Origin of the sequence: Rhodococcus globerulus NBRC 14531 (genome assembly GCF_001894805.1) — a bacterium.
GTDB lineage: Bacteria > Actinomycetota > Actinomycetes > Mycobacteriales > Mycobacteriaceae > Rhodococcus_F > Rhodococcus_F globerula.
On record NZ_BCWX01000002.1, the window covers coordinates 933197 to 957046 of the forward strand.

Sequence of the window (23850 nt, forward strand, 5' to 3'; positions counted from 1 at the left end):
TTCGGACTCGTCGCGACGGTTCGGGCGAAATGGACAGTCACATTTCAGTGGCGTTCTTCGAGTCCAACAGCTTCCCGGAGTCGTTTGGCGGCAGTTCGGAGCTCGGGATCATCGAATGCGGATGAATCCAGCATTGCTGCCAGTGCCTCGGCGATGACGTTGAGCTTTTCTTGCGACGCTTCGCTCGCGCGGCGGCCGGCATTCTCGAGCAGCACTACCAACAGCAGTGTGAAAACACTCGCGACTGTATGAATGGCAACCTGCCAGGTCTTGAGATCCGTCCACCACGGCAAGCTGATAAACCAGGCCACCACGATGGCGACACACAGGAAGAAGAACGGTGCCTGACTGACTCGCAACTCTGCATGTTCGACGAACACGTCAAACCGCGAGCGGCGGTTACCGCCACTGCGGGTTTGAGCAGCGTCGCTGCTTCGCTCCATGACCAGAACTTTAGTCGGCGACGATCGATTGCGCGTGTGTTTACGCGTGCATGACTGCGGTGAAGGTCATGCGGTCACCGCGGTAGAGGGATCGTCTCTGTTCGATCGGAACACCATCGATGTCGTAGGACACTCGGTTGAGGAGGAACATCGGGGTCCGCGGGTCGACGTTGAGCAGTGATACTTCTCGGGCATCGGGGAGTACTGTCTCAATGCTGTCGACGACGCGATCGAATTGTATTCCGCGTGTGCGCAGTTCGGTGTAGAGAGAATCTCTGTAGTCGAAGGTCTCCATCAGGCCGGGGATTCTGTGGGCGGCGATGCGGGTTGTTTCCAGTCCGACACGGACGTTGTCGGTCGTGAACACTCGCTCGAGTTGCACCACTGCGTCACCTGGTTCAATGTGCAGGAGATCCGCGAGGTGCTCGTCAGCGCCGTCCATCGACCACCCGACCAGAATTCGAGTAGCGGTCATGCCTTTGTTGCGAGCGGCCTCGGTGTACGAGCCGATAGCAAGCGGCAGAACGACTTTAGGGTCAGCGACAACGGTTGTTCGACCGCGCCGCTCGATGCGGCCGGCAACGAGCAACTCCCGCATCGCCTGACGCAGGGTTTCCCGAGATACGTCGTATCTCTCGGCGAGATCTCGTTCGGAGGGGAAAGAGTCGCCTGGTGACAGGTCGTCGAGAAGCGCGTCGAGATTCTTGCGCACGATTTGATGCTTGAGCATCCGAGGTTCTGCGTCGACCGCCATGCGTCAGACACTACCATTTCTTGGTCTAGACCAAGATGTCACCGTTAGTTCATTGTCAGTTCACGCAACGGATTCGCCTTGGTCTATACCAACATGCATCGTATGGGTCATGACGAATTCGACCGCGACACAAGCGCTTAGCGAAACTTCCCTAGTTGGACCTGCCATTGAACTGGTTGTCATGGACATGGCCGGTACCACCGTCGCCGACGATGGTCTTGTCATCGACGCCTTTGATGCAGCGGCCACTGCGGTGGGTCTCGCCGAGTCCGGCGCAGACCGCGAAGACGCTCGCCGCTACGTCCTCGAAACGATGGGCCAGTCCAAAATCGAAGTCTTTCGAGCACTCTTCGGCGCAGAAGACCGCGCCCAAGCCGCCAATCACGCCTTCGAAGCGGCGTACGACGCGCGAATCGACGGCGGCGTGACCTCAGTGCCCGGTGCTGCCGACGCCATCACACAACTCCGGGAGGCCGGCGTTGCAGTGGTGTTGACGACCGGCTTTGCTCCGGCCACGCAGCATCGCATTCTGGATGCCTTGGAATGGCACACGATCGCTGATGGCTATCTGGCGCCGGGGGATTCGTTCCGAGGGCGTCCGCATCCGGATCTCGTGCTTGCTGCTGCACTGCAGTGCAGAGTCAGTGACATGGCGGCTGTCGCCGTGGTCGGTGACACCGCGAGCGATATCCGATCGGGTCGACGCGCAGGTGCGTCCGTCGTCGCCGGCGTCCGCACCGGCGCCCACCGGAGTGAGGTTCTGATCGATGCCGGCGCGACCCACATCCTCGATAGCATCACCGATCTCCCGAGCCTCGTCCTTCGCTGAATTCGCTAGCCCTGAACTCGACTGATGCCTTATCTTCCCTGCCTTCACTCGACCGAACGGACCACGACATGAGTACCCGCACTCTTCGCCGCGCCAGCATTGCTGCGGCCCTTCTTTCCACCGCCGCACTCGTCGCTGCCGGTTGTTCCAGCTCCGGTGCTGAAACCACAACTGAACAGGGATTCCCGAAAACCCTGACACTGGCCGCAATTCCGGCTGAAAACTCCACCGACCTCAAATCCAGCTACGACCCGGTGATCGAACGACTGGAACGCGAGACCGGGGCGAAAGTCGAATTCGTCCAGGCATCCGATTACGCGGGCGTGGTCGAAGGTCTCATCGCCGGCAACGTCGACCTCGCGTTCTTCGGTCCCTTCGCCTATGTCGTCGCCGGTATCAACGGTGCACAGATGACGCCCCTCGGGGCCGTCGTGAAGAACGAAGGAACTCCTCCCGGGTACCAGTCGTACGCAATCACCCGCTCGGACAACAATTCCGTCAATAGTCTCACCGACTATGCAGGCAAAAAGGTCTGCTTCGTCGATCCCAGTTCGACATCCGGATTTCTTTACCCCACGGCCGGACTCATCGAAGAAGGTGTCATCGCCTCCGGTTCGGAAGCAGACATCTCCGCCGCAGTCACCCCCATCTACGCAGGCGGACATGACGCGTCGGCGCTCGCAGTCAAGAGCGGTGACTGCGACGCCGGTTTTGCATTCGACACGATGGTCGACAAGACCATGATCGACAACGGTGAGCTGAAGCCAGGTGAGCTCAAGACTGTCTGGAAGTCGGAGATGATCGCAGGATCGTTGTTCGCTGCCAACGACGAACTCGGTGCCGACGCGATCGCGAAGCTGAAGGCGGTCTTCAGTGAAGGTATGAACTCCGCGGCCTTCCAGGCTGACGGCATCTGCACCGACGAATGCCGCATCACCGACGAACGCGCCTGGGGCGTCGTACCGGCACAGGACAGCGATTACGACGGCGTCCGCCACGTATGCGAGGTCACCGGTTCGCAGAAGTGCCAAGGCTGATCATGCCCACACCCCCGAACGACATAGTCATCAGCGCACGCGACGTCACGAAGACCTTCGGTTCCACCACCGCACTCCAGAACGTCAACCTCGACGTGCACCGCAGTGAAATGCTCGTGCTGCTCGGTCTTTCGGGCTCCGGCAAGTCCACACTGCTGCGCTGCATCAACGGACTCCATCCGATCACCTCTGGCAGCGTTACCGCGCTGGGCACCCGCATCGACTCAGCTCCGGCGCGTGACGTGCGGGAACTGCGCAAGAACATCGGATTCATCTTCCAGCATTTCAATCTCGTCGGACGCCTCAGCTGTCTCGAGAATGTTCTCGTCGGAGGTCTCGGACGACTGCGCATCCCGCGCTACGGGACGCTGACGTATCCGAAGTCGATGCGCATCGAGGCTCTCAACTGCCTCGACCGGGTTGGACTCGCAGATCTGGCCGAGCGCCGCGCCGATACCCTCTCCGGTGGACAGCAACAGCGCGTGGCCATCGCGCGCACCCTGATGCAGCGGCCGAGCATCGTGCTCGCCGACGAACCGGTGGCCTCGCTCGACCCGGAGAACGCCGGTGTTGTCATGGATCTGCTGCAGCGGGTGTGCACCGAGGAACAGCTGACCGTCGTGTGCACGCTCCATCAGGTCGACCTCGCGCTGGGCTGGGCACACCGGCTCGTCGGCCTTCGCGACGGAGAGGTAGTTCTCGATCGTCCGGCGAGCGGGCTGCGACGCGAGGATGTCATGCCGATCTACCAACGCCTCGCACCCGAGCGTGACGCGCTGTCGGTGGTGGGATCGACGTGACCACCACGCTCGGTCAACCACCACCGAAAACTGATTCCCCGCAGACAGTTACGCGAAATAGACGTTGGCTACTACCCGCGTTGAGTGTGGCTGCAGTGGTTGCGACGCTTCTGTCGGCGCAGTACATCAACTTTGCACCCGCGACACTGATCGACGGCCTCGAAGATGTTCAGCGCCTACTCGGACGCATGCTCCCGCCCCGCGTGGACGACACCGGGCGTATCGTCTCGCTCGCCTTCGACACGCTGCTGATGGCCGTGCTTGGTACTGTCCTGGCCGCGATCGCTTCCATTCCCTTGGCTTTCCTCGCTGCGCGCAATACAACTCCGCATCCGTGGGTGTACAGCGTCGCGCGGGCCGTCATCACGTTCTGTCGGGCCATGCCCGACCTACTGTTGGCAGTGCTGTTCGTCCGAGCACTGGGCATCGGTGTCCTCCCCGGGATTCTTGCGCTGGCGCTGCATTCGATCGGCATGCTCGGCAAGTTGTTTGCCGATGCCATCGAGCAAACCGACAGCGGACCGCGGGAAGCGATCCGAGCCACCGGGGCCGGATACCTGCGTGAAATGATCAATGCTGTTGTACCCCAGGTTGTTCCCGCTTGGATCGGCGCGTTCGTCTACCGCATCGACATCAACCTGCGCATGTCGGTGGTTCTCGGATTTGTCGGTGCCGGCGGAATCGGGTTTGCGCTACAAGATGCGTTGCGGGGACTGATCTACCCGCGCGCCCTGGGGATCGTGCTCGTCATTCTGGCCATCATCGCCGCGATGGAATTGGTGGCGATCGCCGTACGGCGCACGCTGCTCGTCCCGTCGATCGGTGGACCCCGCCGTGATCGAGCGATGCGTATCGGTGCTTCGACGTTGCTGATCGCGGCCTGCATCGCCTCGTTTGTCGTACTCGAGATCGACCCCAGAGCGCTGTTGACGTGGGTTGGGCCTTCCGTGGAGGTCTTCGGGCGCATGGTGCCGCCCGATTTCTCCTCGCTCGGTGCCGAACTGCTCGACGCCACCGTCCAGACTGTCGCAATCGGCGTCGTATCCACGGCTATCGGCGTCGGACTTTCGATCCCGGTCGGAATCCTCGCTGCTGCCAATGCGACGCCGCATCCTGTGCTTTATTGGCTCGCGAGGGCGTGGATCGTCGTGGTGCGTGCCGTACCCGAACTTATTCTCGCCGTCGTGTTCGTTGCGGCCGTCGGGCTTGGCCCGGTGGCGGGTACGTGCGCCCTGGCGATCGGCTCGGTGGGATTTCTGGGCAAACTTGTTGCCGACGCTGTCGAGGAGATCGACCCGGGGCCGCTCGACGCAGTGACTTCGGTGGGTGGCGGTTGGTGGAATCGAATCTTCAGTGCTGTTCTGCCACAATCTATTCCTTCGATTGTCGGATCCAGTCTGTATCTACTCGACGTCAACATCCGCACGTCAACCGTCTTGGGCATCGTTGGCGCCGGCGGCGTGGGATTCCTGCTGTTCGAGTCGATTCGCACTCTGAACTTCCAGATCGCCGGTGCGATCGTCATCGTCATTTTTGTCATCGTCTACATCGTGGAAAGGATTTCCGGATGGATCAGATCACTCCTCGTTTGACGCGGGCAGCCGTATGGACACGCGATGGCGTCGACATCCGGGAAATGGAGATTCCCGAACTGGGTTCGGGGGAGGTCCTCGTGCGTGTCAGCCTCGCCACGGTCTGTGGCAGCGACCTGCACACTGTGTCCGGACGCCGCGACGCGCCGTGTCCGTCGATCCTCGGGCACGAAGCCGTCGGGCGAGTGGTCGCCATCGGTTCTGGCACAAACCCTGAGGTGGTGGGGGAGTGCGTGCGCCCACTCGCGGTCGGTGACCGAGTCGTGTGGTCGGTGACGGTCCCGTGCCATCGCTGCCCACGCTGCGCCAAGGGTTTCACTGCCAAATGCGTGAACGTGCGCAAGGTTGGGCACGAATCAGCGCTAGGGCCATGGACATTGAGTGGGTCGTACGCCGCACATATCGTTCTGCCGAGCGGGACCGCGATCTCGCTGGTTCCCGATTCATTGCCCGACGCGGTGGCCGCACCGGCAGCGTGTGCAACCGCGACCGTGATGGCAGCGCTCGAAGCGGCGGGGGATCTCACTGACAAACGAGTGCTGATCTACGGGGCTGGGATGCTTGGTGTCACGGCTGCCGCTGCTGCAACGGAGGCCGGTGCCGTAGTGCAGACGGTCGAGCCGAATCCATTGCGGCAAAGTCAATCTCATCAGTTCGGTGCCGACGACGATGATGATCGGCTGCTCACCGATATTGCAATCGATTTCTCCGGTGCCCCGGCTGCAGTGAACGCCGCCCTGCGCCGCCTCGACCTGGGAGGTCGTCTTGTACTCGCCGGGTCAGTCAGCCCCGGCCCTGCGGTTTCAGTGGACCCGGAGGATGTTGTTCGTCGGTGGCTGACCATCACTGGTGTGCACAATTACGAACCGCGACATCTCGGTCAGGCAGTTGCGTTCCTCGCAGCGACGAGTGAGAAATATCCGTGGGCAACTCTCGTTGACGAACCTGTGCCGCTCGACGCAATGGAGGACGTTCTTCAGCCCCCATTGTCGCCTGTCGTACTCAGATCATCGGTCGCCCCCTAGTAGGCCACAAGGTTCGTGTATCACGGAACCTTGTCGATGCAGGAGAGAAGGCTGCCGTCACCGTGTTCCGGAGCGTTCCATTCGGGAGAGGATGGTCGTAGGAACATGGAGTTGAATCGATCGGGTTCACATCACAAAGAGCGGGCGATCGCTTCCGCTTGGGCACCCAATCTGGCCAATCTCAGGTCAACGAACGGTGTGAGAGCGCCACCCATTCTGTTTGTGACGAAGGCTAGTGCCAGGCCGGTTTCCGGGTCGGCGAATGCGCCCGATCCGCCCAGTCCGTAGTGCCCGAAGGCATGTGGCGATTGATTGCGGTGGGCAACGAACGCCGAGTGATAGCCGAGTCGCCAGTTCATCCGAATTCCGAGAACGTAGTCGCGAGCAATCGTCTGCACCTCTCCGACCTGTTCGAGGGTTTCTTCGCTCAGGAACCTGTCTTCTCCGACGACCCCCTTGTTCGCCAGTGCTGCGTACATACGGGCGAGGGCGCGCGCAGTGAAAACGCCGTTCCATCCGGGCATGACGTAATCGTGGATGGAAGGATTGTGGACAAGTTTGTCGAACCCCTCCGGCATGCCGGCATCGGCGATATTTCGCAGTGCCGGCATTCGTGCCAGCGCGTAGGAAGCCGTGTCCCATGGCACCTTGAACGGATTGATCCGGGGGAAGAGTTTTGCAATTCGATGGCGTTGACCTTCGGGCACCTGGAACCAGAACTCTTCGATTCCAAGGGGTTCTGCGATTTCGGTGCGGACAAGATCGGTGAACGATGAACCGGTTGCCCGGGTTGTAAGCTCCGCGACGAGGGAACCGAACGTGACTGCGTGATATCCGGGCGTAGTGAGGCGGCGTCGGTCCGGTGTAGCTGACGCGAGAGCGCTGACAATGCTGTCGTGATCGAGCAGAGCCAACTGTCCCGGAACCAGGCCACGTACACGATGTAATCCGGCTTGGTGAGTCAACAGTTGCCGTACCGTGACGGCGTCCTTGCCGGCACTCGCGAACTCGGGCCAGTATTCGGCGACAGGTGCGTCGTATTCGATCAGCCCGCGTTCTGCGAGACGGTGCAGAACCGTACTCGCAACACCTTTTCCGGTGGAGAAGGACATGGATACGGTCTCTGGTTGCCAGCGCGTGTCACGGGCCGCCCACCCAGACCAGATGTCGACAACTGGCTCGCCGCCGAAGTAGACCGCAAGCGCGCCGCCACCGCTCGAGGGCCGCTCGAAGAGTCGGAAGAACTGCCCGGCCAGCTGACCGAAACGAGGATCGACGAGCATAACGCGTTGCCCGGAAAGCTCGGAACGCATCGGCACCGGTATTTGAGTCGGGCGGATGCTCTCGACCTCGCGGGGACTTGTCATGATGTGTACTTCTCATTCGATCGGAGGTCGTTGACTACTACCTCGCTATGTGCAACACCGAACACAGCTGCAGGATTCCCTGTTAGCGCAGGGAGAACCGCGCGTGACCATGGCATCAGGCCTCCCAGGAGTCGCCGGAACGCACTTGACCCTGAGAATCCCGCCCGGACATCCGGACAGGTAGAGCCGAAGAACTCTCATGGCAAGGGCTTCCGGCATGTTGATCGAGAACTCGGGCCGCCTGTCAAGACGAGCAGAAAGACCCTGTGGGCCGATCGGAAAAGAGCGCACGATAGGAGAAGAGGCGTGGGGCGCTGCGAGACCGGGCGTGTTCATTGCCGAAGGGAGAATGTAGGAGGCCTCGCTGTGATGTATAACCACCATCTCAGTAGTTGGGGTTGGGATTACGCACTGATGTTCATTGGTATGGCACTGTTTTGGAGTTTGTTGATCGTCGGAATCTTTCTGTTGATTCGTTATGTCGGACATGGCTCCGCGGATCCTCCACCTAGATCCCTACTGCGCCGCAGCGCAGAGAGGATGCTTGCCGAGCGGTTCGCCCGTGGGGAGATCGACGAAGACGAGTACAAGAACCGCTTGACCGTTCTCAGGACACAATCATCTCCCTGAGTGACTCCACAGGGCGTAACGAAAGGAGTGATCGCAGTGAACGCGATGCAGATGTGTCACACCTTTATGATGTGTCTTCACGGTTTGGGCGTACTTCCGCCCATGCACATGATGCCGGTGATGTGACTAGTCAATTCATATGATTTTGCAATTCGAGCAGCGCATTGAATGAGCTGAACACCGGCGCGTCTCGTCCCGTAGCGGATTGAGGTCGACGTTGCCGCTCGGCGCGGAAGCAGGCGAGAAGTCCACGGTGGTCTCCGCGCGAATACTGCTGAATGTCAACACGATGCGATGCCCAGTGGCAGAAAGTACGGCGCAAGACGAACCGAGGAATAGAGCGAAATGGTCAAGCACTGGCTGGTGACGGATGCTGAAGGCAATGACATCCGAGAGCCTTACCGGACGCGGATCGCGGGGGCAGGTCGGCACCTTCCCGTCACACGGCTCACGACCGACGAATTGATGACGACAACACGGCATTCGACCCATATCGATCTCGAACGTTTGACCGGGATTCACGAGCGCCGCGTCAGTGTGGGTGATGAGGATTCCTACACCCTTGCAACGGCGGCCGCACGGGATGCCTTGGAGAAGTCGGGCCGTTCGATTGAGTCGATAGACGTAGTGATCAGCTGCAGCATCACCAAGTTTCGTGATGGTCTCACTCAATGGATTGAACCCACGATGAGCGGTGTCGTCGCGCGGGCTCTCGGAGCGAACAAGACCATGACGTTCGATCTTTCAAATGCATGCGCAGGGATGCTCACCGGTGTCATGGTGGCCAACAATTGGATACGCCAGGGTGTCGTCGAGCGGGCTTTGATCGTGAGTGGTGAATATATTTCCCAACTCGGCCGCAATGCCGCGCAGCATATCCACAACATCATGAGTAAAGAGTTGGCCTCGTTGACATTGGGCGATGCGGGCGCAGCGCTTGTCCTCGAACGGGCGCCCGCCGGTGCCGTCGGGATCCGACTTGCCGGATTCACCACCGTGGCCGATTACAGCCGTTTATGTCTCGCTTACCCGAAGGGCGGTGCTCCGGGCGCTCGCATGTTTACCAATTCGCGCGCGATTCAGAAGGCAGCCATCGCCGACACCCCGCTGCTCCTACATGAGGTACTCGACTCACTCGAGCTGTCGATACACGACATCGACCATGTGATCACTCATCAGACTTCCGCGCGGGCAATCAAGAAGGGTATGGCTCAGATGGAGGCGTCGTTCGGAGACAGTCCGCGGCATGACGCGGTCATCACAGTCGACCGATACGGGAACACAGCGTCGACAACCCACACGGTGGCGTTGGTCGAGGAACTCGAGGCCGGCCGTATCCAGCCGGGAGAGACTGTCGCGTTGATCTCCTTGGCCTCTGGGTTGGAGATCGGGGTAGTTCTAGTGGAAATCGATGGAGAACTGGTGGCGCGCTATGGGAACGATCATTGAGCAGTTGTCCCTCACCCGGGGTGGATGGCGGAGTCGGCACAGTGCACTTCACCTCGCGTCAGCGGCGGCGCGGTCCTGCCTCGACAAGGCCGGATGTCGCCCCGACGACCTCGATCTCCTCCTGAACGCAGGTCTGTATCGCGACCGAAATCTCGGTGAACCGGCCCTTGCCGCTCTCATTCAAGACGATATCGGCGCCCATCCAGAGGATCCGCACACCGGCGACCATGGAACGTTCTCCTTCGATGTCGCGAACGGTACTTGTGGCGTGTTGACCGCGCTGCAGATTGTTGACGGATTTCTTCGTTCCCGTGTGATCGAACGCGCACTCGTCGTCGCCAGTGATGCCGACCCGGGGCACGGGCTCAGCGAGGGGTTTCCCTTCTCGGCAGTGGGGGGAGCGGCGTTGTGCTGCTGGACCGATGATCACTATGGGCTCGGCCAGGTGCATTGGGTGAATCGTATCGATGGAGGGGACTCGTTCCGGGCGACGGTTGGTCAGAACGACAACCGGAATGTGTTGCGTTTCCATGAGTCAAGTTCGCTCGACGAGGACTACGCTGCGGCGGGTTACGAAGCAGTCGCCACATGTCTGCAGGAGGCGAAACTGGAACTGGCAGAAGTCGATTCCGTCGTGGCCGCGCCCGCCCGCCCTGGGTTTCGGGCCGCACTTGCGGCGAAGCTGGGGATGCCGGAGTCATGCGTCACCGTGGCTGACGACGAGCACATGCACACCGCAGGACTGATCGCGGCTTTGGAGAGGGAAGAACACAGAAATTCGACATGTGGGAGCACAGTGCTCGTCGCAGTGGGAGCGAGTGTGACCGCGGGCGCGGCTCTTTACACGCAGTCGATCCCGCGTTTGTGGGCGACAACAGATACGGCAACCAGCGGTGGTTTCAACCCTTGACTCAGGATCACTGGATCCGATAATCGCACCGACCAGCAGCCATAGACCCAATGTCAGGGCGCTGAGCGTAGTGATCACGAAGGTGACGGGTGCTCCAAGCGGCTACGCCGCGAATGTGAGCCAGAGGGCGATGATTCGGAGGATAACAGGCCTTCGGCGCGCTTTTCGGGCGTTTGTGCCTGTGATGATCGGCCGAAGGTAATCACTGATGGGCCATTTGTCATCAATTCGAATGATCCTGCGCCGAAACGTGGTTCACGTTCTTGTCCGGCCGTATGGTCGTTGTGTCGAGATTCGACATGTGGGGCGAATCTTGGTGTGGATAGAGGGTCGCCGTGTCGTGTGCTCGGCGCGGATGACAGTAATACCCCCGGCCTTGGAATGAGGTCGGGGGTATCCGCACTAGAGCGTCGGCATCGGGTTGAGGGCACCAATGCAGCCGGGCGGCCATGACAGCAGTCCGGCTGCTGTACCTCGTAGTTACCGGTATGTAAGTGGCAGACACCTACGAGGAGCATTATGTTCATCTTCGCGTCATCGACGTTGTCGACGGTGCCAGACCCCGCTAGTCGCGACTCCCATCCCTGTCAGCGGGGTCTGTTTGTTGTTTTTCTCTCGTCCACGTGGCTGATCACCGACATGAGAGGCAGCTGACCTGCCTTCGCTCGGGCGTAATCGGCGCCCTGCTCTTGAATTTTCTGAAAGCGCCGCAAACCCCTGCGGCCTTCACATGTGAATCAAACCGGAGGACCCGCTTACGTGTGTCATCTGGCCGATTCGTCATTTTGTATCGGGAACAGGGTGAGCGAACCCCGATGTGCACCCGCCGTCGAGGATGAATTCGGAGCCGGTCGAGTACGTCGCTTCGCAGACTATGAACCGCACCATCGAGGCAACCTCCTCGGGGCTTCCGCAGCGCGGGATCGGTTGCTCGGCAATGCATGAGGAACCGAATGGCGCTGTCATTGCATTGTCGATCGGTCCGGGGTGAACGGAGCAGACCCGTATGTTGTACGGGCTGAAGTCAAGCGCGGCAGTCTTCGTAAGCCCTCGAAGGCCCCACTGGCTTGCAACGTACGCTCCGAGTCCTCCGTAGCCGGTCAGAGCAGCGGTGGAGGAAATATTCACGATGGCGCCACTGTCTGATCTGATCAGTGACTGTGCAGCGCAATGCATTCCGAGCCAGGCGCCGTACAGGTTGGTGTTCAGGACGTGTCTGAACTGCGTCGGATGTTGCTCTTGAATGCTGCCGGACTCGAGAATGCCTGCATTGTTGACGAGAACGGACAGGGGGCCGAATGTCGTTTCTGCTGTGTCGATGGCGGATTTCCAGCTTTCGGTTTGTGTGACGTCGAGACGTTGGAAGGCCACCTGGTTGCCCAGCTTCGCTGCGCTTTTTTCGCCCTCTGTATCAAGGAGGTCTCCGATCAGGACTCCGATACCTTCTTCCGACAGGGCTTTGGCTATAGCTGCGCCCATCCCGCGCGCCCCACCGGTGACGAGTGCACTTTTTCCCTTGACGTCGTTCACGGCGCCCTCTCAGTCGAAGTTATTGGCCTTGCTGTCGAGGTAACTGATGATCCGTTGACGAGCGAGGCGTTCGCTCAATTCGAGGAGAGCCTTCGACGATTCCCATGACAGGTCGGCCAGAGCGCCCTCGACGACGATGTCGATACATTCCGGGGAGATGCGTCCGGAGAACTCGGCGGCGAGGCGGTTGACGGTCAGGGATCGCTGTGCGGACTGCGATGTCTCTGGGGATGCGGACGGTTCGAGGTGTGTGGTCATTGTCAGCCCGATCAGTCTGATGTGCTTAGTGGTGGTCGGATTTTCGGTCAGGAAGCAACGGGGGAATGGACGATCAACAGAGGGCACGACACCGTATGCATGAGGTGCCGGCTTGTGGAACCGAGAAGCATCGAAGAAATTCCGCCGCGCCCGCGTCGTCCCACGACGACGAGTTGTGCTGATGTCGATTCGGCATTCAACTGCCGTGCAGGGCGGTCTTTGACGACGACCCGCCGAACCGCGACATCGGGGTACTTTTCTTTCCACCCGGCGAGTCGTTCAGCGAGCACGGCGTGTTCGGCGGTAGCGATCGCGTCCCAGTCGAGGGCGACACCGTTGGGGTCGGAGGTGAAGGCGGTCGTGAGATGAGAATCGCGCCAGGCATGGACTGCAACGAGATCGACTCCGTGCAGGGATGCAGCTTCGAATGCTTCGGCGATGGCAGGTTCGCTGTTTTCCGTGCCGTCGACACCCACTACCACCGGACCGTCGAGCGGCGATCGGTTCGCGCCAGTAATGTGTCGGACGATCGCCACCGGACATGGAGCATGCAACACCACTGCCGCGCTTGTGGAGCCGAGGACACCTGATGCGAATTGATCAAGCCCGTGCGACCCCACGACAAGCATTGCGGCGTCGTGCGATTCGTCCAGCAGCAGTTCGACAGCATTGCCGAATCTCAAGTGCTTGACGATGGTGAGTCGTGTGGACTCGGCTGAGTTCAGTGCCTCCGCATGGGCTTTCGAGAGCCGTTCCTCACCTTCGTAGCGTTGATCCGGGAACTCAGGTGCTTGCAGCGCTACGGCGTTTCGGAAAGTAGTTTCCGTACCGGGCATCGTGGCGACCAGGTGCAGTGGGCGTGCCCGTAGCGCGGCTTCTCGAGCAGCCCACCGAACGGCGTTCGACGCGGCGTCGGAACAGTCGACTCCGACGACAATCGGTGCGCGCATGGTCATGAGTTGCCTTCCGGTTCCAAGTGGCGTGTTCGCCGGGGTGTGTCGATAATCGATTCTGCCCAACTGTGCACCGACGCCCAATGCGGAAGTCCTCTTCCGGAGCTCCGCCCGGGATGCGAGCTATTCGCCGAATCCGAGGACAGTGCGATCGAGTTTGCCGGAGAACGATCGGTTCCCAACTCGAATTGTTCCGCGGCGACCTGCCTGACGCGAGAGTCACCAGGTGCATGAAAAAGGGCCTTTGGACCATCTCACTTGTGTTCCGACGGCACGGGTTTGACGCGGGTTATCCCACTAACGTCAAGAGTGACGATCACCCTGTGATCGATGACGCCAACGCAGGAGGGCACAAGCACAATGGAATCTCGGGAGTCTGCACACTGTGTGAGCGCGATAGGTGAGATGGTGGTCATCGACGGACCGGGTGAGGCTCGGTCGTTTCCCGTCGGTGTGTGGATGATGACCGACGGCCGGAGAGTCGTAGTGGTCGGTGAGGGTGGCCCGATTTCGGTAGGTGTCGTCGACGGAACGCTCTTGAGCGCCGCTGTGCATGCACGGTGGCCGGGCGCCGTGGTGCTCGAGAGGCGACCGGAGGTCGGCAGCGCACCCGACCCGCGGGGGTATTCCGCGCGATACGTCGAGGTTCGGGACGACGGTTCACGCACGGACCCTGCGTTTGCAGATCTTGCGAAAGCAGGGTTTGTAGTGGGACCGGTCAACTGAGGCATCGCCACCGAACCACTCCGACATCACGGAAACCAGGAGAGAGAACATTGTGCACACGCCGTTGGAGCTGACTCGATGACACGGGCTCCGGCAAGCCCGCTCGGCCGCCGAATGTCGGAGATACCGGAAGCTTTGGCATCCCGAGATCAGTTGACCGCCCTTGTGCGTTCCCGGCAGCCAGCAGTATTCCTGGACTTCGACGGCACACTCTCGAACATCGTGAACGACCCGGCCGCTGCCACCCTGGTCGACGGTGTCGCACACGAGCTTGCCCGGCTCGCACACTGCTGCCCGGTAGGTGTGATCAGCGGCCGCGATCTGTCAGACATACAGACTCGAGTTGGCATGACCGGGATCTGGTATGCGGGGAGTCACGGTTTCGAAGTCGTCGGACCAGGCGGACATCACTACCGGAACGACACAGCCCTGTCGTCGGTGCCGGATCTCGAACGTGCCACGCACATGCTTCGAGACCGCCTGTCCAGCATTCCGGGAGTTGTAGTGGAGCACAAGAATTTTACTGTTGCCGTCCATTACCGAACAGTGGATATGGACATGGTCGACGAGGTGGTCGCCACGGTCCACAAAGTCGCGGATCGAGCCGGGCTCCGTGTCACCAGCGGGCGCAAGGTCGCCGAGCTTCGCCCCGACGTCGACTGGGACAAAGGCCAGACACTGGACTGGATTCTCGACCACCTCACAGACACCGACAACGTACTGCCGATTTATATCGGCGACGACTTCACCGACGAGGATGCCTTTGCCGCGGTGGCGGACCTCGGAGTCGGTATCGTGGTGCGTCACTTCGAGGACGGCGATCGACGGTCGGCTGCCAGATTCGCGGTCGACAGCCCCGACGAGGTCTGCCACCTGTTGCAATGGCTGGCCGATCTGCTGGGAAGCCATTCGGCGACAGTGCCGGAGCCGAGTGATCCTTGGACAGTGTTCTTCGACGGGTACGACCCGAACACCGAGAAACTTCGAGAGGCACTCTGCACGGTAGGTAACGGTGCTTTCGCCACTCGCGGTTGCGCACCTGAATCCAGCGCAGGCGCCGGGCACTACCCGGGTACGTACGCGTCCGGCATATTCAACCGTCTCCAGGACGAAATAACCGGGAGCACCCTCGACAACGAAAGCATGGTGAACCTGCCCAACTGGTTGCCGGTGACATTCCGGATCGACGGCGGGCCGTGGTTCAAACTCGACACTGCGGAAGTGCTCGAATTCCATCAGTACTTTGATCTTCGCCGGGCAATTCTCACTCGCCGCTTCCGGATCCGCGACAACGCGGGTCACACCACCACGATCGTCCAGCGAAGATTTGTTGCCATGCACCTCTCGCATGCCTGTGCCCTCGAGATGACAATTGTGGCCGAAAACTGGTCGGGCCGACTCGAGATCCGTTCGGAACTCGACGGCACGGTCGAAAACACACTGGTCGAGCGCTACCGCGGACTCAGCAGCCGTCACCTCGCACTGACGAAGGCCGCCGCACTCTCCAACGACTCGGTGCTGCTTGTGGTGCAGACCAACCAATCTCGAATACCGGTGGCGATGGCAGCCCGGAATACGGTGTGGCGTGACGGCGATCCCTTCCCAAGCCGATACCGGCTAGTCGAGGGCGACGGCCGCATCGGGCACGACATCACCGTGGACCTCGACACGGGCTGTTCTGTCACTCTCGAGAAAATGGTGACCGTGTTCACCGGCCGTGATCACGCGGTGTCCGAGCCAGCTGACGAAGCCGAACGCTGGCTCTCCCGGCTGGGCCGTTTCGATGTGGTGCTCGACCGTCATGTGCTGGCGCTGGTGTCTCTGTGGGACCGTATGGGCATCGACTTCGAGGGCCACGGCCACGCGCTGCGCGTCGTACGGTTCCATGCCCTTCACGTGTTGCAGTCGGTCTCACCGAACACCGCCGACCGTGACGTAGGCGTACCGGCACGCGGACTGCATGGGGAGGCGTATCGAGGCCATATCTTCTGGGACGAGCTGTTCGTTTTTTCGGTGCTGAACCTTCGGATGCCCACGCTGACCCGATCATTGCTGCGGTATCGATACCGCCGTTTGGGGGAGGCCCGCCGGGCGGCGAGCGAAGCCGGTCACCAGGGCGCGATGTTCCCGTGGCAGTCGGGCAGTGACGGTCGAGAGGAGAGCCAGCAACTGCATCTCAATCCGAGATCCGGTCGCTGGCACCCGGACCCAAGTCGGCGCCAGCACCATATCGGCATCGCGATCGCCTACAACGTATGGCAGTACTATCAGGTCACTGGAGATATGGAGTACCTGATCGATTGCGGTGCAGAGGTTTTGGTGGAAATTGCACGTTTCTACGCCAGCCTCACCTCCTTCGACTAGGCGCTCGGTCGATATGTCATCCGAGGCGTCATCGGCCCTGACGAGTTCCACTCCGGATACCCGAACGCCCCTTTCGGTGGGATCGATAACAACGCATATACCAATGTCATGTCGGTCTGGGTGATGCTGCAGGCACTCGAAGCGCTCAACGTGGTCCCGCTTCAGATTCGCTCGGACCTGACTCGGACGCTGGGACTGACCACAGTGGAAATCGATCGGTGGAGGGATATCACTGCCCACATGTTCGTCCCGTTTCACGATCAGGTCATCAGCCAGTTCGAGGGATATGCCGACCTTCCGGAACTGAATTGGGAAGAGTATCGCCGCCGCTACAGCGACATCCAACGCCTCGATCGAATACTCGAGGCCGAGGGTGACGACGTCAACTGCTACAAGGCATCGAAGCAAGCCGACGTCATGATGCTGTTCTACCTGCTCTCCTCCGACGAGTTACGGTTCATCCTCGGCGGTTTGGGCTATGAGTTCGCCGGTGACGCCATACCGAGAACCATCGACTACTACATGGCACGCACTTCGCACGGCTCGACGCTGAGTGGCGTTGTCCATTCCTGGGTGCTGGCACGAGCAAACCGCGATCGCGCGATGGAGTTCTTCGACCTGGCGCTCAAATCCGACATCGCCGATATTCAGGGGGGAACCACCGCGGAGGGAATTCACTTAGCTGCCATGGCCGGCAGTGTCGATCTGCTGCAACGATGTTTTACCGGGCTCGAGACGCGAGGTGACCGACTCATCTTTTCCCCGCACTGGCCGGAGCAACTAGGCACCCTCGAGTTTCCCATTTTCTACCGGGGCCATCGACTGCGTCTGTGTATCAATCGCAAGGTAGTGCAGGTCAGCGCCGCGGCGGGGACCCAGCCACCAATCGAGGTCGAGTGCCGTGGTCAGGTCGTGCAACTTCACCCGGGCGCCACAGTCCAACTGACCTAGCGGCCAGGTCTTTCGGCCGTCTGTTCATCGCTCATCGTGGTGTATTGCGGTCCTGGGTTGTCATGGCACGAGCACTGCGGCACCGATAGTTCTGTCTGCTGCAAGATCGACCAAGGCGCGATTGGCTTGGTCGAGAGGATAGGTGACGGTGCTGATGTCCAGGTGATGGCGCCCGGCGAATTCGAGGAATTCGACGGCATCGCGGCGAGTATTCGCTGTGACCGAACGTATCTCGCGTTCGTAGAACAGGTGCCTCTGATAGTTCAGAGACGGGACGTCCGAGAGGTGTATGCCGGCGATCGAGAGGATTCCACCTCGGTCCAACGCTTCGAGTGCGGTGGGAACGAGGTCACCGACCGGTGCAAAGAGGAGGGACGAATCGAGCACCGTTGGAGGGCGGTCGTACGCGCCCTGTACGGAGGTGGCACCCAGGCTGGTCGCAAGGGCACGCGCAGATTTGCTGCGTGTCATGACATGTACTTCTGCTCCTCGGGCAAGTGCTACCTGGGCGGCGATGTGGGCGCTCCCGCCGAAGCCGTAGATTCCCAGTCGGCCATCCTCTGGCAGGGACGCACGGTTCAGGGCACGAAACCCGATGATTCCTGCGCAGAGTAGCGGCGCCAGTTCGACATCGGAGTATCCGGATGGCAGGGAGAGTGCGAACTCTGCTGATGCGCAGACGTATTCGGCGTATCCGCCATCGACATCCCAGCCGGTGTACGTCGAATGCGGGCACAAGTTCTCTGCGCCGCGAAGGCAGTAACGGCATCGGCCGCACGTCGAATGCAACCAGGGAATTCCGACGCGGTCACCGGGAGCGAACGACTCGACGCTGCTTCCGACCTCCTCGACCACCCCGACAATTTCGTGGCCCGGGATCACACAGACTCGGTGTACCGGCAGATCACCTTCGGCGACATGGAGATCGGTGCGGCACACCCCGCACGCGAGAACTCGAACCAGAATTTCGCCGGCGCCGATCGTCGGGCGCAGGGTCCGTACCTCGACCAGGGGATGGGTTCTGATCGTTCCGGGGTTGCGTGCCTGCCACGCTGTCATAGATGCCGAAGGTCGGGCGCTGTGGCTCACGTCGGTCACCGATGACTGTTGACGATCATCAGTGGACACTGTGCCTCGTGTAGAACTTCTCGGCAGGTGCTTCCGAGGAGCATTCCACTGAATCCGCCGCGCCCACGGCGACCGAGAACGATCAATTGTGCGCGTCCGGAATGGTCGATCAGATTCTTGCCTGGCTTGTCCTTGACCACTACGGTTGTCACACGCACGTCCGGGTATCGGTCACCGTATCCGGCGAGGCTTTCCGCGGTGAGGGCGCGTTCGGTGTCGTGGCGTGCCTCCCAATCGACTTCCCGGAACTTCGAGAAAACAACGTCGAGGGCGATATCCGACCAGGCGTGTACCGCGACGAGGTCGACCCCTCGCAGTGAGGCTTCTTCGAAGGCTGCGGCGATAGCGGGTTCACTGTGCACGCTTCCGTCGACACCGACGACGACAGGACGTGTGTCGGTGTCTTGGTCCTCGTCGAAGTTTCCACGAAGGACGACCACAGGACATAGCGCGTGCACCGCCAGGGATGAGCTCACCGAACCCACCAACCCGCCCGTGAATTCTCCATGACCCCGGGTTCCTACAGCCAATAATCTTGCAGTCTTGGAGATTTCACGGAGAACGACGACAGGTGGATCGTTGGCAAGTTCGACGTCGACCGCGAGTTCATGCTCTCCCGCTGCGGCGGTCGCCAGTTCGGTTGCTTCCGCCAAGCGTCTTTTCGCCGATGCCGCCTGCTCGTCGAAGTAGAGAGCAGGCATGCCGATCGGAACACCGTAGTTCGAGGGGGTGAACATGGTGGTCACTACAAGTAGGGGCGCGCTGCGAAGAGCAGCGTCGCGCGCACCCCAGGACACTGCCTGACGTGATTGCGCCGATCCGTCGTATCCGACAACTACAGAGGGGTTGATTCTCACGGCTGATCTCCTTCGGCTCGAGGCAAGAACGACGGGACTGTTATTGAATCGTCGGCTAGTGGCAGTCCTGACAGCAGAGGAGAAAGTCATTTCCGGTGTCATTCCCTTCTGCGCGTTATCTGGTTTCCGATATCTGTGAGGCGGTGACAATCGGCACTTCTGTAGATGCCTCGGTGCTGCGACGCTTCTACTGACAGCAGTATCCGGAACCTTTGTTCGGTTGACACTGGAGGAGAAGGGGAAATGGACATCACCAGACCCGATTCGAGCGTGTTGCAGCTTGCCGTCGAGTTGGCATGTCGGGCACCCTCTTTGCACAACAGTCAGCCGTGGCGATGGGAGCACTCTGGTGGTGAGCTGAAGCTTTTCGGTGACCGCACCAGGCTACTTCCGGCAGCTGATCCCACCGGTCGACAATTGCACATCAGTTGTGGTGCCGCGCTGCACCATCTGAGTGTGGGTTTGCTTGGCTTGCGGTGGACTACTGACATTCGATACGAACGCCGCGCCATCTCCCCGGACTTGCTTGCCACGATCGGCTTCCGGCGTGATGCGCGTCCGCGCTCGCATGACTTCGACATGCTGACGGCGATTCGCCGTCGTCGGACTGATCGCCGGGCTTTCGGTACTTTTGAGGGGATCGACGCTCTGATCGTGAGCGCTGTCGACCAGGCGCAGGAGTTGAACGTCAGCGTTATCGCCTTGGATGAAGCTCAGAGGGAAGGTCTTGTCGAGGCAACGCGGTCGACGGCGGCTGCTCGACGGTACGACGCGGAATATCAAACCGAGCTGCATTGGTGGGCTGGGCATTCCATGACGTCAGGAGGGATCCCGGAGACGTCCCTGGTGGCAGGTTCAGGTGGGGTTCCGATCGGCCGAACCTTTCCCGTGCGGCAGAATGCGCCGACCGATGCGGCAGGATTTACTGACGAGTCGACAGTGCTCGCGCTCGGTACGCCATCGGACAGTCGCACGGACTGGTTGCGCTGTGGCCACGCCCTGTCCGCGATTCTGCTCGATGCCACGGTGCGAGGGGCAGCGACGTGTCCGCTGTCTCATGTGACCGAAGTGCCGAGAAGTCGTTCGATCATTCAACGGATGGTGCCCGAAATCGGAACACCGCAGATGCTTGTGCGTATCGGCCGGGCCCCGACCGGTACCCGCCCACAACCGACGCCGCGCCGACCCGTGACCGACGTCTTCTGGAGTTACTGATTCGTTCACTCTGCGATGGGTAGCCGGGGAGTGTGGGTAATCGCGCCTATCCACGTGGGAGAACGGACGTATCGATGATCGATGTATTTCTGGTCGACGACCACGAAGTTGTGCGTCGTGGTCTTGCGGAGTTGCTCGACGACGATCCGGATCTGCGGGTCGTCGGTGAAGCGTCGAGCTACGCGCATGCGCTGGCGCGGATCCCGGCTCTTGTGCCCGATGTTGCGGTCCTCGACGTCCGGTTGCCGGATGGTAACGGGATCGAACTGTGTCGCGAGTTGCTCTCGAAACTGCCCGGACTGCGGTGCTTGATACTCACCTCCTTCGAAGACGATCAGGCGATGCTGGACGCGATCCTGGCCGGAGCCAGTGGGTATGTCGTGAAAGACATCAAGGGGCTGGATCTGACCCGTGCCGTCCATGACGTCGGATCGGGAAAGTCGCTGCTCGACAACCGTGCCGCCGCGGCGCTGATGGCGAAGCTTCGGACCGATGCGGCGGAGAAGAACGGCCCCTTCGAAGAACTGACCGATCAGGAGCGCGTGTTACTGGGTCTACTGGGCGAGGGTCTGACGAACAGGCAGATTGCCGCGAGGATGTTCCTGGCGGAGAAGACCGTGAAAAACTATGTCTCGCGTTTGTTGAGCAAACTGGGTGTCGAACGTCGCACCCAAGCTGCGATTCTCGCTACGAAAATGCATGAGCATCTGCCACCGAAATGACTAACGACGAGCTGGATCACGAAAGACTGTTCGGACATCCTCCAAACGAATGTGATGCCCGATCAGACGAACTCATTCGCGTCGACGGGTTTTTGGAAGCGTTGCTTGCAGTCTCGGCAGGACTTGATCTGGATGTAACGCTGCGTACCATCGTCAAATCCGCAATTTCCTTGGTCGACGCAAAACACGGTGCGCTCGGTGTCCTGGGTGAAGGTCACGAATTGAAGCAATTCGTGTTCGAGGGAATCGACGAGGCGACTCGCGCGCAGATCGGGGACCTCCCGCGTGGTCGTGGTGTGCTCGGCGTGCTGATCTCGGACCCGAAACCCTTGCGTCTGGACGATCTGTCCCAGCACGAGGCGTCTGTCGGGTTCCCTCAGCACCACCCCCAGATGCACAGTTTTCTCGGTGTACCGATCCAAACCAGAGGGGTGGTGTTCGGCAATCTCTATCTCACAGAGAAGACGAACGGGCAGTCCTTCACCGAGCACGACGAGATGATCGTAAAGATCCTCGCGTCGGCAGCCGGGATCGCGATCGAAAACTCACAGCTCTACGCACAGGCAAACATCAAGCAACAGTGGCAGTATGCGACAGGTGAGGTTGTCACGGCCTTGCTTGCAGGTGCGGATCCAGTCGCGGTTCTTCAGCTCATCACCGACAGATCTCTGTCACTGACACAATCGGATTGCGCGTTCCTGGCAGTGCCACCTGATCCGGAACTGACGTCCGCTGATCCTGTCGAATTGGTCATCACGGTCGCGAGCGGCCCTGGCACCGACTTACTCGTCGGCCACGGCATTCCGTTGGACTGCTCCACGTCAGGGCAGGCCTACCGGCTGAAGAAGCCGATCAGCACGAACTCGCTGGCGTTCGATCCGGGGTTCGACGACGAACATGATTACGGTCCGGCAATCGTTCTCCCTCTACGCGATGGACAACAGGTCTCAGGAGTACTGGCTGTCCTGAAAGTTCGGGAGTCCCAAGCTTACCGACCGGACGAAGTGGAGAAGATGTCGGCATTTGCCGATCAGGGAGCGGTCGCGCTTCGGTTGGCCCATAATCAACGTCGGTTACGTGAGCTCGACGTACTCGCCGACCGTGATCGGATCGCGCGTGACCTCCATGATCACGTCATTCAACGCGTATTTGCGGTCGGGTTGTCGATTCAAGGCACCTTGCAACGTGCGCGGACACCGGAGGTTCAGCGCAGGCTCACGGCAACTATTGACGATTTGCAGGACATCATTCAGGACATACGTAGGACTATCTTCGATCTGCATGCATTCGGGGATGAAGTCCCCACCCTTCGAGGCCGTCTGCACAGCGTGATCGCCGAGGTTACCGCGGACACCGACTTGAAGGTCTCGCTGCAAGTGAAAGGTCCACTTACTGTGGTAAGTCCGAAGGTCGCGGACCATGTCGAAGCCGTGCTGCGGGAAGGACTCAGCAATGTGGTCAAGCACGCGCATGCGTCGTCGGCGACGGTTACTGTCGAGGTGCTCGATGATCTGACGATGACGATAGCCGATGACGGAGTCGGGGTTCCGTTAGGAATCCGTCGGCGGGGACTACGCAACTTGGCTGAGCGTGCGGCAGAACTCGACGGAACATTCGACCTGCTCAACACCACCCGCCCCGGCACCACCTTGGTGTGGTCCGTTCCGCTTCCAGACAGGGGCGAGTGACGATGCCCCGGATTCTGATCGAGTATGCGAGCGCCAAGGGATCCACGGAAGGAATTGCCCGAAGGATCGGAGAATGCTGTGAGAATCTGGGAGCGGACACGAAAATTGTTTCGGCGGAACAAGATTCAGATCTCGGCCGGTTCGACGCTGTGATATTGGGCAGTGCAGTACATGATCGGGACTGGTTGCCCCCGGCTCGCACTGCGGTGGATCGACTGCTCGCCGGCGAACAGGTGCCACCGGTGTGGGCGTTCTCGGTGTCCACCTGGGGCGAGACATCGAGTCTTGTTGCTGACCGACTTACGCGGCGCATTCGCGCGACGGCCAGGGAGCCGAATACCGTCGCGCGACTCAGGTCAGGATCTGACCTACGCGACCATCGACAGTTTGCCGGCGTGGTCAGACGCGGCGATTGGCCACTGTTCGGGCGATGCGTGTTTGCCCTCATGGGCGGCAAGTACGGTGACGCGCGAGATTGGTCCGACATCGAACAATGGGCCGAGGGAATCGTCACGAACCTTCGAAACGAACTCGAGAACTCGCCCTGAAGCCAGGGTGATGATCATGATGACCAACGGCCGTAGCGAGACCAGTGGCGATCGGCGCACGATCGAAAGATGCC

The 23850-nt window shown here is 60.5% G+C and carries 20 protein-coding genes and 1 pseudogene; 13 read left to right on the top strand and 8 right to left on the bottom strand.

Annotated features, from left to right (window positions below; genetic code table 11):
* Positions 1–44 precede the first annotated feature (44 nt).
* Complete coding sequence (locus RG2_RS12970) at positions 45–443, bottom strand: low affinity iron permease family protein (RefSeq protein ID WP_033236203.1); 399 nt, start codon at positions 441–443, stop codon at positions 45–47.
* Positions 444–483: 40 nt separating this feature from the next.
* Positions 484–1197, bottom strand: a complete 714-nt coding sequence (locus RG2_RS12975; RefSeq protein ID WP_174557355.1) for a GntR family transcriptional regulator — start codon at positions 1195–1197, stop codon at positions 484–486.
* A gap of 109 nt (positions 1198–1306) precedes the next feature.
* Here RG2_RS12975 and RG2_RS12980 point away from each other — a divergent pair, with 109 nt between their 5' ends.
* The 5 genes from RG2_RS12980 (at position 1307) to RG2_RS13000 (ending at position 6480) form a co-directional block, all read left to right on the top strand.
* Positions 1307–2026, top strand: coding sequence for a phosphonatase-like hydrolase (locus RG2_RS12980; RefSeq protein ID WP_051730683.1), 720 nt, complete (start codon positions 1307–1309; stop codon positions 2024–2026).
* A 68-nt stretch (positions 2027–2094) separates the two neighbouring features.
* Positions 2095–3063 (top strand): phosphate/phosphite/phosphonate ABC transporter substrate-binding protein, encoded by a 969-nt coding sequence (locus tag RG2_RS12985; RefSeq protein ID WP_033236205.1) that lies wholly within the window; start codon positions 2095–2097, stop codon positions 3061–3063.
* A gap of 2 nt (positions 3064–3065) precedes the next feature.
* The gene (gene phnC / locus RG2_RS12990) at positions 3066–3863 is read left to right on the top strand and encodes a phosphonate ABC transporter ATP-binding protein (protein ID WP_033236206.1); all 798 of its coding nucleotides are present in this window, start codon (positions 3066–3068) and stop codon (positions 3861–3863) included.
* Positions 3860–5455 (top strand): phosphonate ABC transporter, permease protein PhnE, encoded by a 1596-nt coding sequence (gene phnE / locus RG2_RS12995; protein WP_033236207.1) that lies wholly within the window; start codon positions 3860–3862, stop codon positions 5453–5455. Before phnC ends, phnE begins: the two co-directional genes overlap by 4 nt.
* Positions 5431–6480: a zinc-binding dehydrogenase gene (locus RG2_RS13000; protein WP_033236208.1), complete on the top strand. Its 1050-nt coding sequence runs from the start codon at positions 5431–5433 to the stop codon at positions 6478–6480. The genes phnE and RG2_RS13000 overlap by 25 nt, the downstream gene beginning before the upstream one ends.
* A gap of 131 nt (positions 6481–6611) precedes the next feature.
* Here RG2_RS13000 and RG2_RS13005 read toward each other — a convergent pair whose 3' ends face one another.
* Positions 6612–7793, bottom strand: coding sequence for a serine hydrolase domain-containing protein (locus RG2_RS13005; RefSeq protein WP_051730694.1), 1182 nt, complete (start codon positions 7791–7793; stop codon positions 6612–6614).
* Positions 7794–8822: 1029 nt separating this feature from the next.
* Here RG2_RS13005 and RG2_RS13015 point away from each other — a divergent pair.
* Both RG2_RS13015 and RG2_RS13020 read left to right on the top strand, forming a co-directional pair.
* Complete coding sequence (locus RG2_RS13015) at positions 8823–9926, top strand: 3-oxoacyl-ACP synthase III family protein (RefSeq protein WP_033236211.1); 1104 nt, start codon at positions 8823–8825, stop codon at positions 9924–9926.
* Complete coding sequence (locus RG2_RS13020) at positions 9910–10836, top strand: 3-oxoacyl-ACP synthase (protein WP_051730684.1); 927 nt, start codon at positions 9910–9912, stop codon at positions 10834–10836. Before RG2_RS13015 ends, RG2_RS13020 begins: the two co-directional genes overlap by 17 nt.
* Before the next feature lie 780 nt (positions 10837–11616).
* Here the strand turns inward: RG2_RS13020 and RG2_RS13025 are convergent.
* Genes RG2_RS13025 through RG2_RS13035 form a run of 3 tightly spaced genes read right to left on the bottom strand, consistent with a single transcriptional unit; the run spans position 11617 to position 13580 of the window.
* Positions 11617–12366, bottom strand: a complete 750-nt coding sequence (locus RG2_RS13025; RefSeq protein WP_033236212.1) for an SDR family oxidoreductase — start codon at positions 12364–12366, stop codon at positions 11617–11619.
* Positions 12367–12375: 9 nt separating this feature from the next.
* Complete coding sequence (locus RG2_RS13030; RefSeq protein WP_033236213.1) at positions 12376–12624, bottom strand: hypothetical protein; 249 nt, start codon at positions 12622–12624, stop codon at positions 12376–12378.
* Between the two features lie 47 nt (positions 12625–12671).
* Entirely contained in the window at positions 12672–13580 is a 909-nt protein-coding gene (locus RG2_RS13035; RefSeq protein WP_033236266.1) for a universal stress protein, read from the bottom strand.
* Between the two features lie 384 nt (positions 13581–13964).
* On the opposite strand from RG2_RS13035, the gene RG2_RS13040 reads away from it, so the two are divergent.
* A complete protein-coding gene (locus tag RG2_RS13040; RefSeq protein ID WP_133637959.1) occupies positions 13965–14303 on the top strand; it encodes a hypothetical protein in 339 nt (112 codons plus the stop codon).
* Positions 14304–14381: 78 nt separating this feature from the next.
* Positions 14382–17618: pseudogene (otsB, locus tag RG2_RS13045) on the top strand (trehalose-phosphatase).
* A gap of 60 nt (positions 17619–17678) precedes the next feature.
* On the opposite strand, the gene RG2_RS13050 reads toward otsB, so the two are convergent.
* On the bottom strand, positions 17679–18677 hold the full coding sequence (locus tag RG2_RS13050) for a zinc-binding alcohol dehydrogenase family protein (protein WP_033236215.1): 999 nt from the start codon (positions 18675–18677) through the stop codon (positions 17679–17681).
* Between the two features lie 35 nt (positions 18678–18712).
* Positions 18713–19603, bottom strand: a complete 891-nt coding sequence (locus RG2_RS13055; RefSeq protein ID WP_033236216.1) for a universal stress protein — start codon at positions 19601–19603, stop codon at positions 18713–18715.
* A gap of 243 nt (positions 19604–19846) precedes the next feature.
* Here RG2_RS13055 and RG2_RS13060 point away from each other — a divergent pair, with 243 nt between their 5' ends.
* From RG2_RS13060 to RG2_RS13075, 4 genes are all read left to right on the top strand, one after another.
* Entirely contained in the window at positions 19847–20818 is a 972-nt protein-coding gene (locus RG2_RS13060) for an Acg family FMN-binding oxidoreductase (RefSeq protein ID WP_033236217.1), read from the top strand.
* A gap of 74 nt (positions 20819–20892) precedes the next feature.
* Positions 20893–21540: a response regulator transcription factor gene (locus RG2_RS13065; protein WP_033236218.1), complete on the top strand. Its 648-nt coding sequence runs from the start codon at positions 20893–20895 to the stop codon at positions 21538–21540.
* Positions 21537–23228 carry a sensor histidine kinase gene (locus RG2_RS13070; protein WP_080711823.1) on the top strand — a complete coding sequence of 564 codons (1692 nt, stop codon included), beginning with the start codon at positions 21537–21539 and terminating at the stop codon, positions 23226–23228. The genes RG2_RS13065 and RG2_RS13070 overlap by 4 nt, the downstream gene beginning before the upstream one ends.
* A gap of 2 nt (positions 23229–23230) precedes the next feature.
* A complete protein-coding gene (locus RG2_RS13075; RefSeq protein ID WP_033236219.1) occupies positions 23231–23776 on the top strand; it encodes a flavodoxin domain-containing protein in 546 nt (181 codons plus the stop codon).
* Positions 23777–23850 lie beyond the last annotated feature (74 nt).

What these genes read in the sequence shown, in the direction of transcription:
- RG2_RS13030 (WP_033236213.1), bottom strand. Translation starts at nt 12,624, where the DNA reads ATGACCACACACCTCGAACCGTCCGCATCCCCAGAGACATCGCAGTCC.
- RG2_RS13035 (WP_033236266.1), bottom strand. Translation starts at nt 13,580, where the DNA reads ATGACCATGCGCGCACCGATTGTCGTCGGAGTCGACTGTTCCGACGCC.
- RG2_RS13075 (WP_033236219.1), top strand. Translation starts at nt 23,231, where the DNA reads ATGCCCCGGATTCTGATCGAGTATGCGAGCGCCAAGGGATCCACGGAA.
- RG2_RS13020 (WP_051730684.1), top strand. Translation starts at nt 9,910, where the DNA reads ATGGGAACGATCATTGAGCAGTTGTCCCTCACCCGGGGTGGATGGCGG.
- RG2_RS13070 (WP_080711823.1), top strand. Translation starts at nt 21,537, where the DNA reads ATGACTAACGACGAGCTGGATCACGAAAGACTGTTCGGACATCCTCCA.
- RG2_RS12970 (WP_033236203.1), bottom strand. Translation starts at nt 443, where the DNA reads ATGGAGCGAAGCAGCGACGCTGCTCAAACCCGCAGTGGCGGTAACCGC.
- RG2_RS13005 (WP_051730694.1), bottom strand. Translation starts at nt 7,793, where the DNA reads ATGCGTTCCGAGCTTTCCGGGCAACGCGTTATGCTCGTCGATCCTCGT.
- RG2_RS13015 (WP_033236211.1), top strand. Translation starts at nt 8,823, where the DNA reads ATGGTCAAGCACTGGCTGGTGACGGATGCTGAAGGCAATGACATCCGA.
- RG2_RS12985 (WP_033236205.1), top strand. Translation starts at nt 2,095, where the DNA reads ATGAGTACCCGCACTCTTCGCCGCGCCAGCATTGCTGCGGCCCTTCTT.
- RG2_RS12980 (WP_051730683.1), top strand. Translation starts at nt 1,307, where the DNA reads ATGACGAATTCGACCGCGACACAAGCGCTTAGCGAAACTTCCCTAGTT.
- RG2_RS13060 (WP_033236217.1), top strand. Translation starts at nt 19,847, where the DNA reads ATGGACATCACCAGACCCGATTCGAGCGTGTTGCAGCTTGCCGTCGAG.
- phnC (WP_033236206.1), top strand. Translation starts at nt 3,066, where the DNA reads ATGCCCACACCCCCGAACGACATAGTCATCAGCGCACGCGACGTCACG.
- RG2_RS13065 (WP_033236218.1), top strand. Translation starts at nt 20,893, where the DNA reads ATGATCGATGTATTTCTGGTCGACGACCACGAAGTTGTGCGTCGTGGT.
- RG2_RS12975 (WP_174557355.1), bottom strand. Translation starts at nt 1,197, where the DNA reads ATGGCGGTCGACGCAGAACCTCGGATGCTCAAGCATCAAATCGTGCGC.
- RG2_RS13050 (WP_033236215.1), bottom strand. Translation starts at nt 18,677, where the DNA reads ATGACAGCGTGGCAGGCACGCAACCCCGGAACGATCAGAACCCATCCC.
- RG2_RS13000 (WP_033236208.1), top strand. Translation starts at nt 5,431, where the DNA reads ATGGATCAGATCACTCCTCGTTTGACGCGGGCAGCCGTATGGACACGC.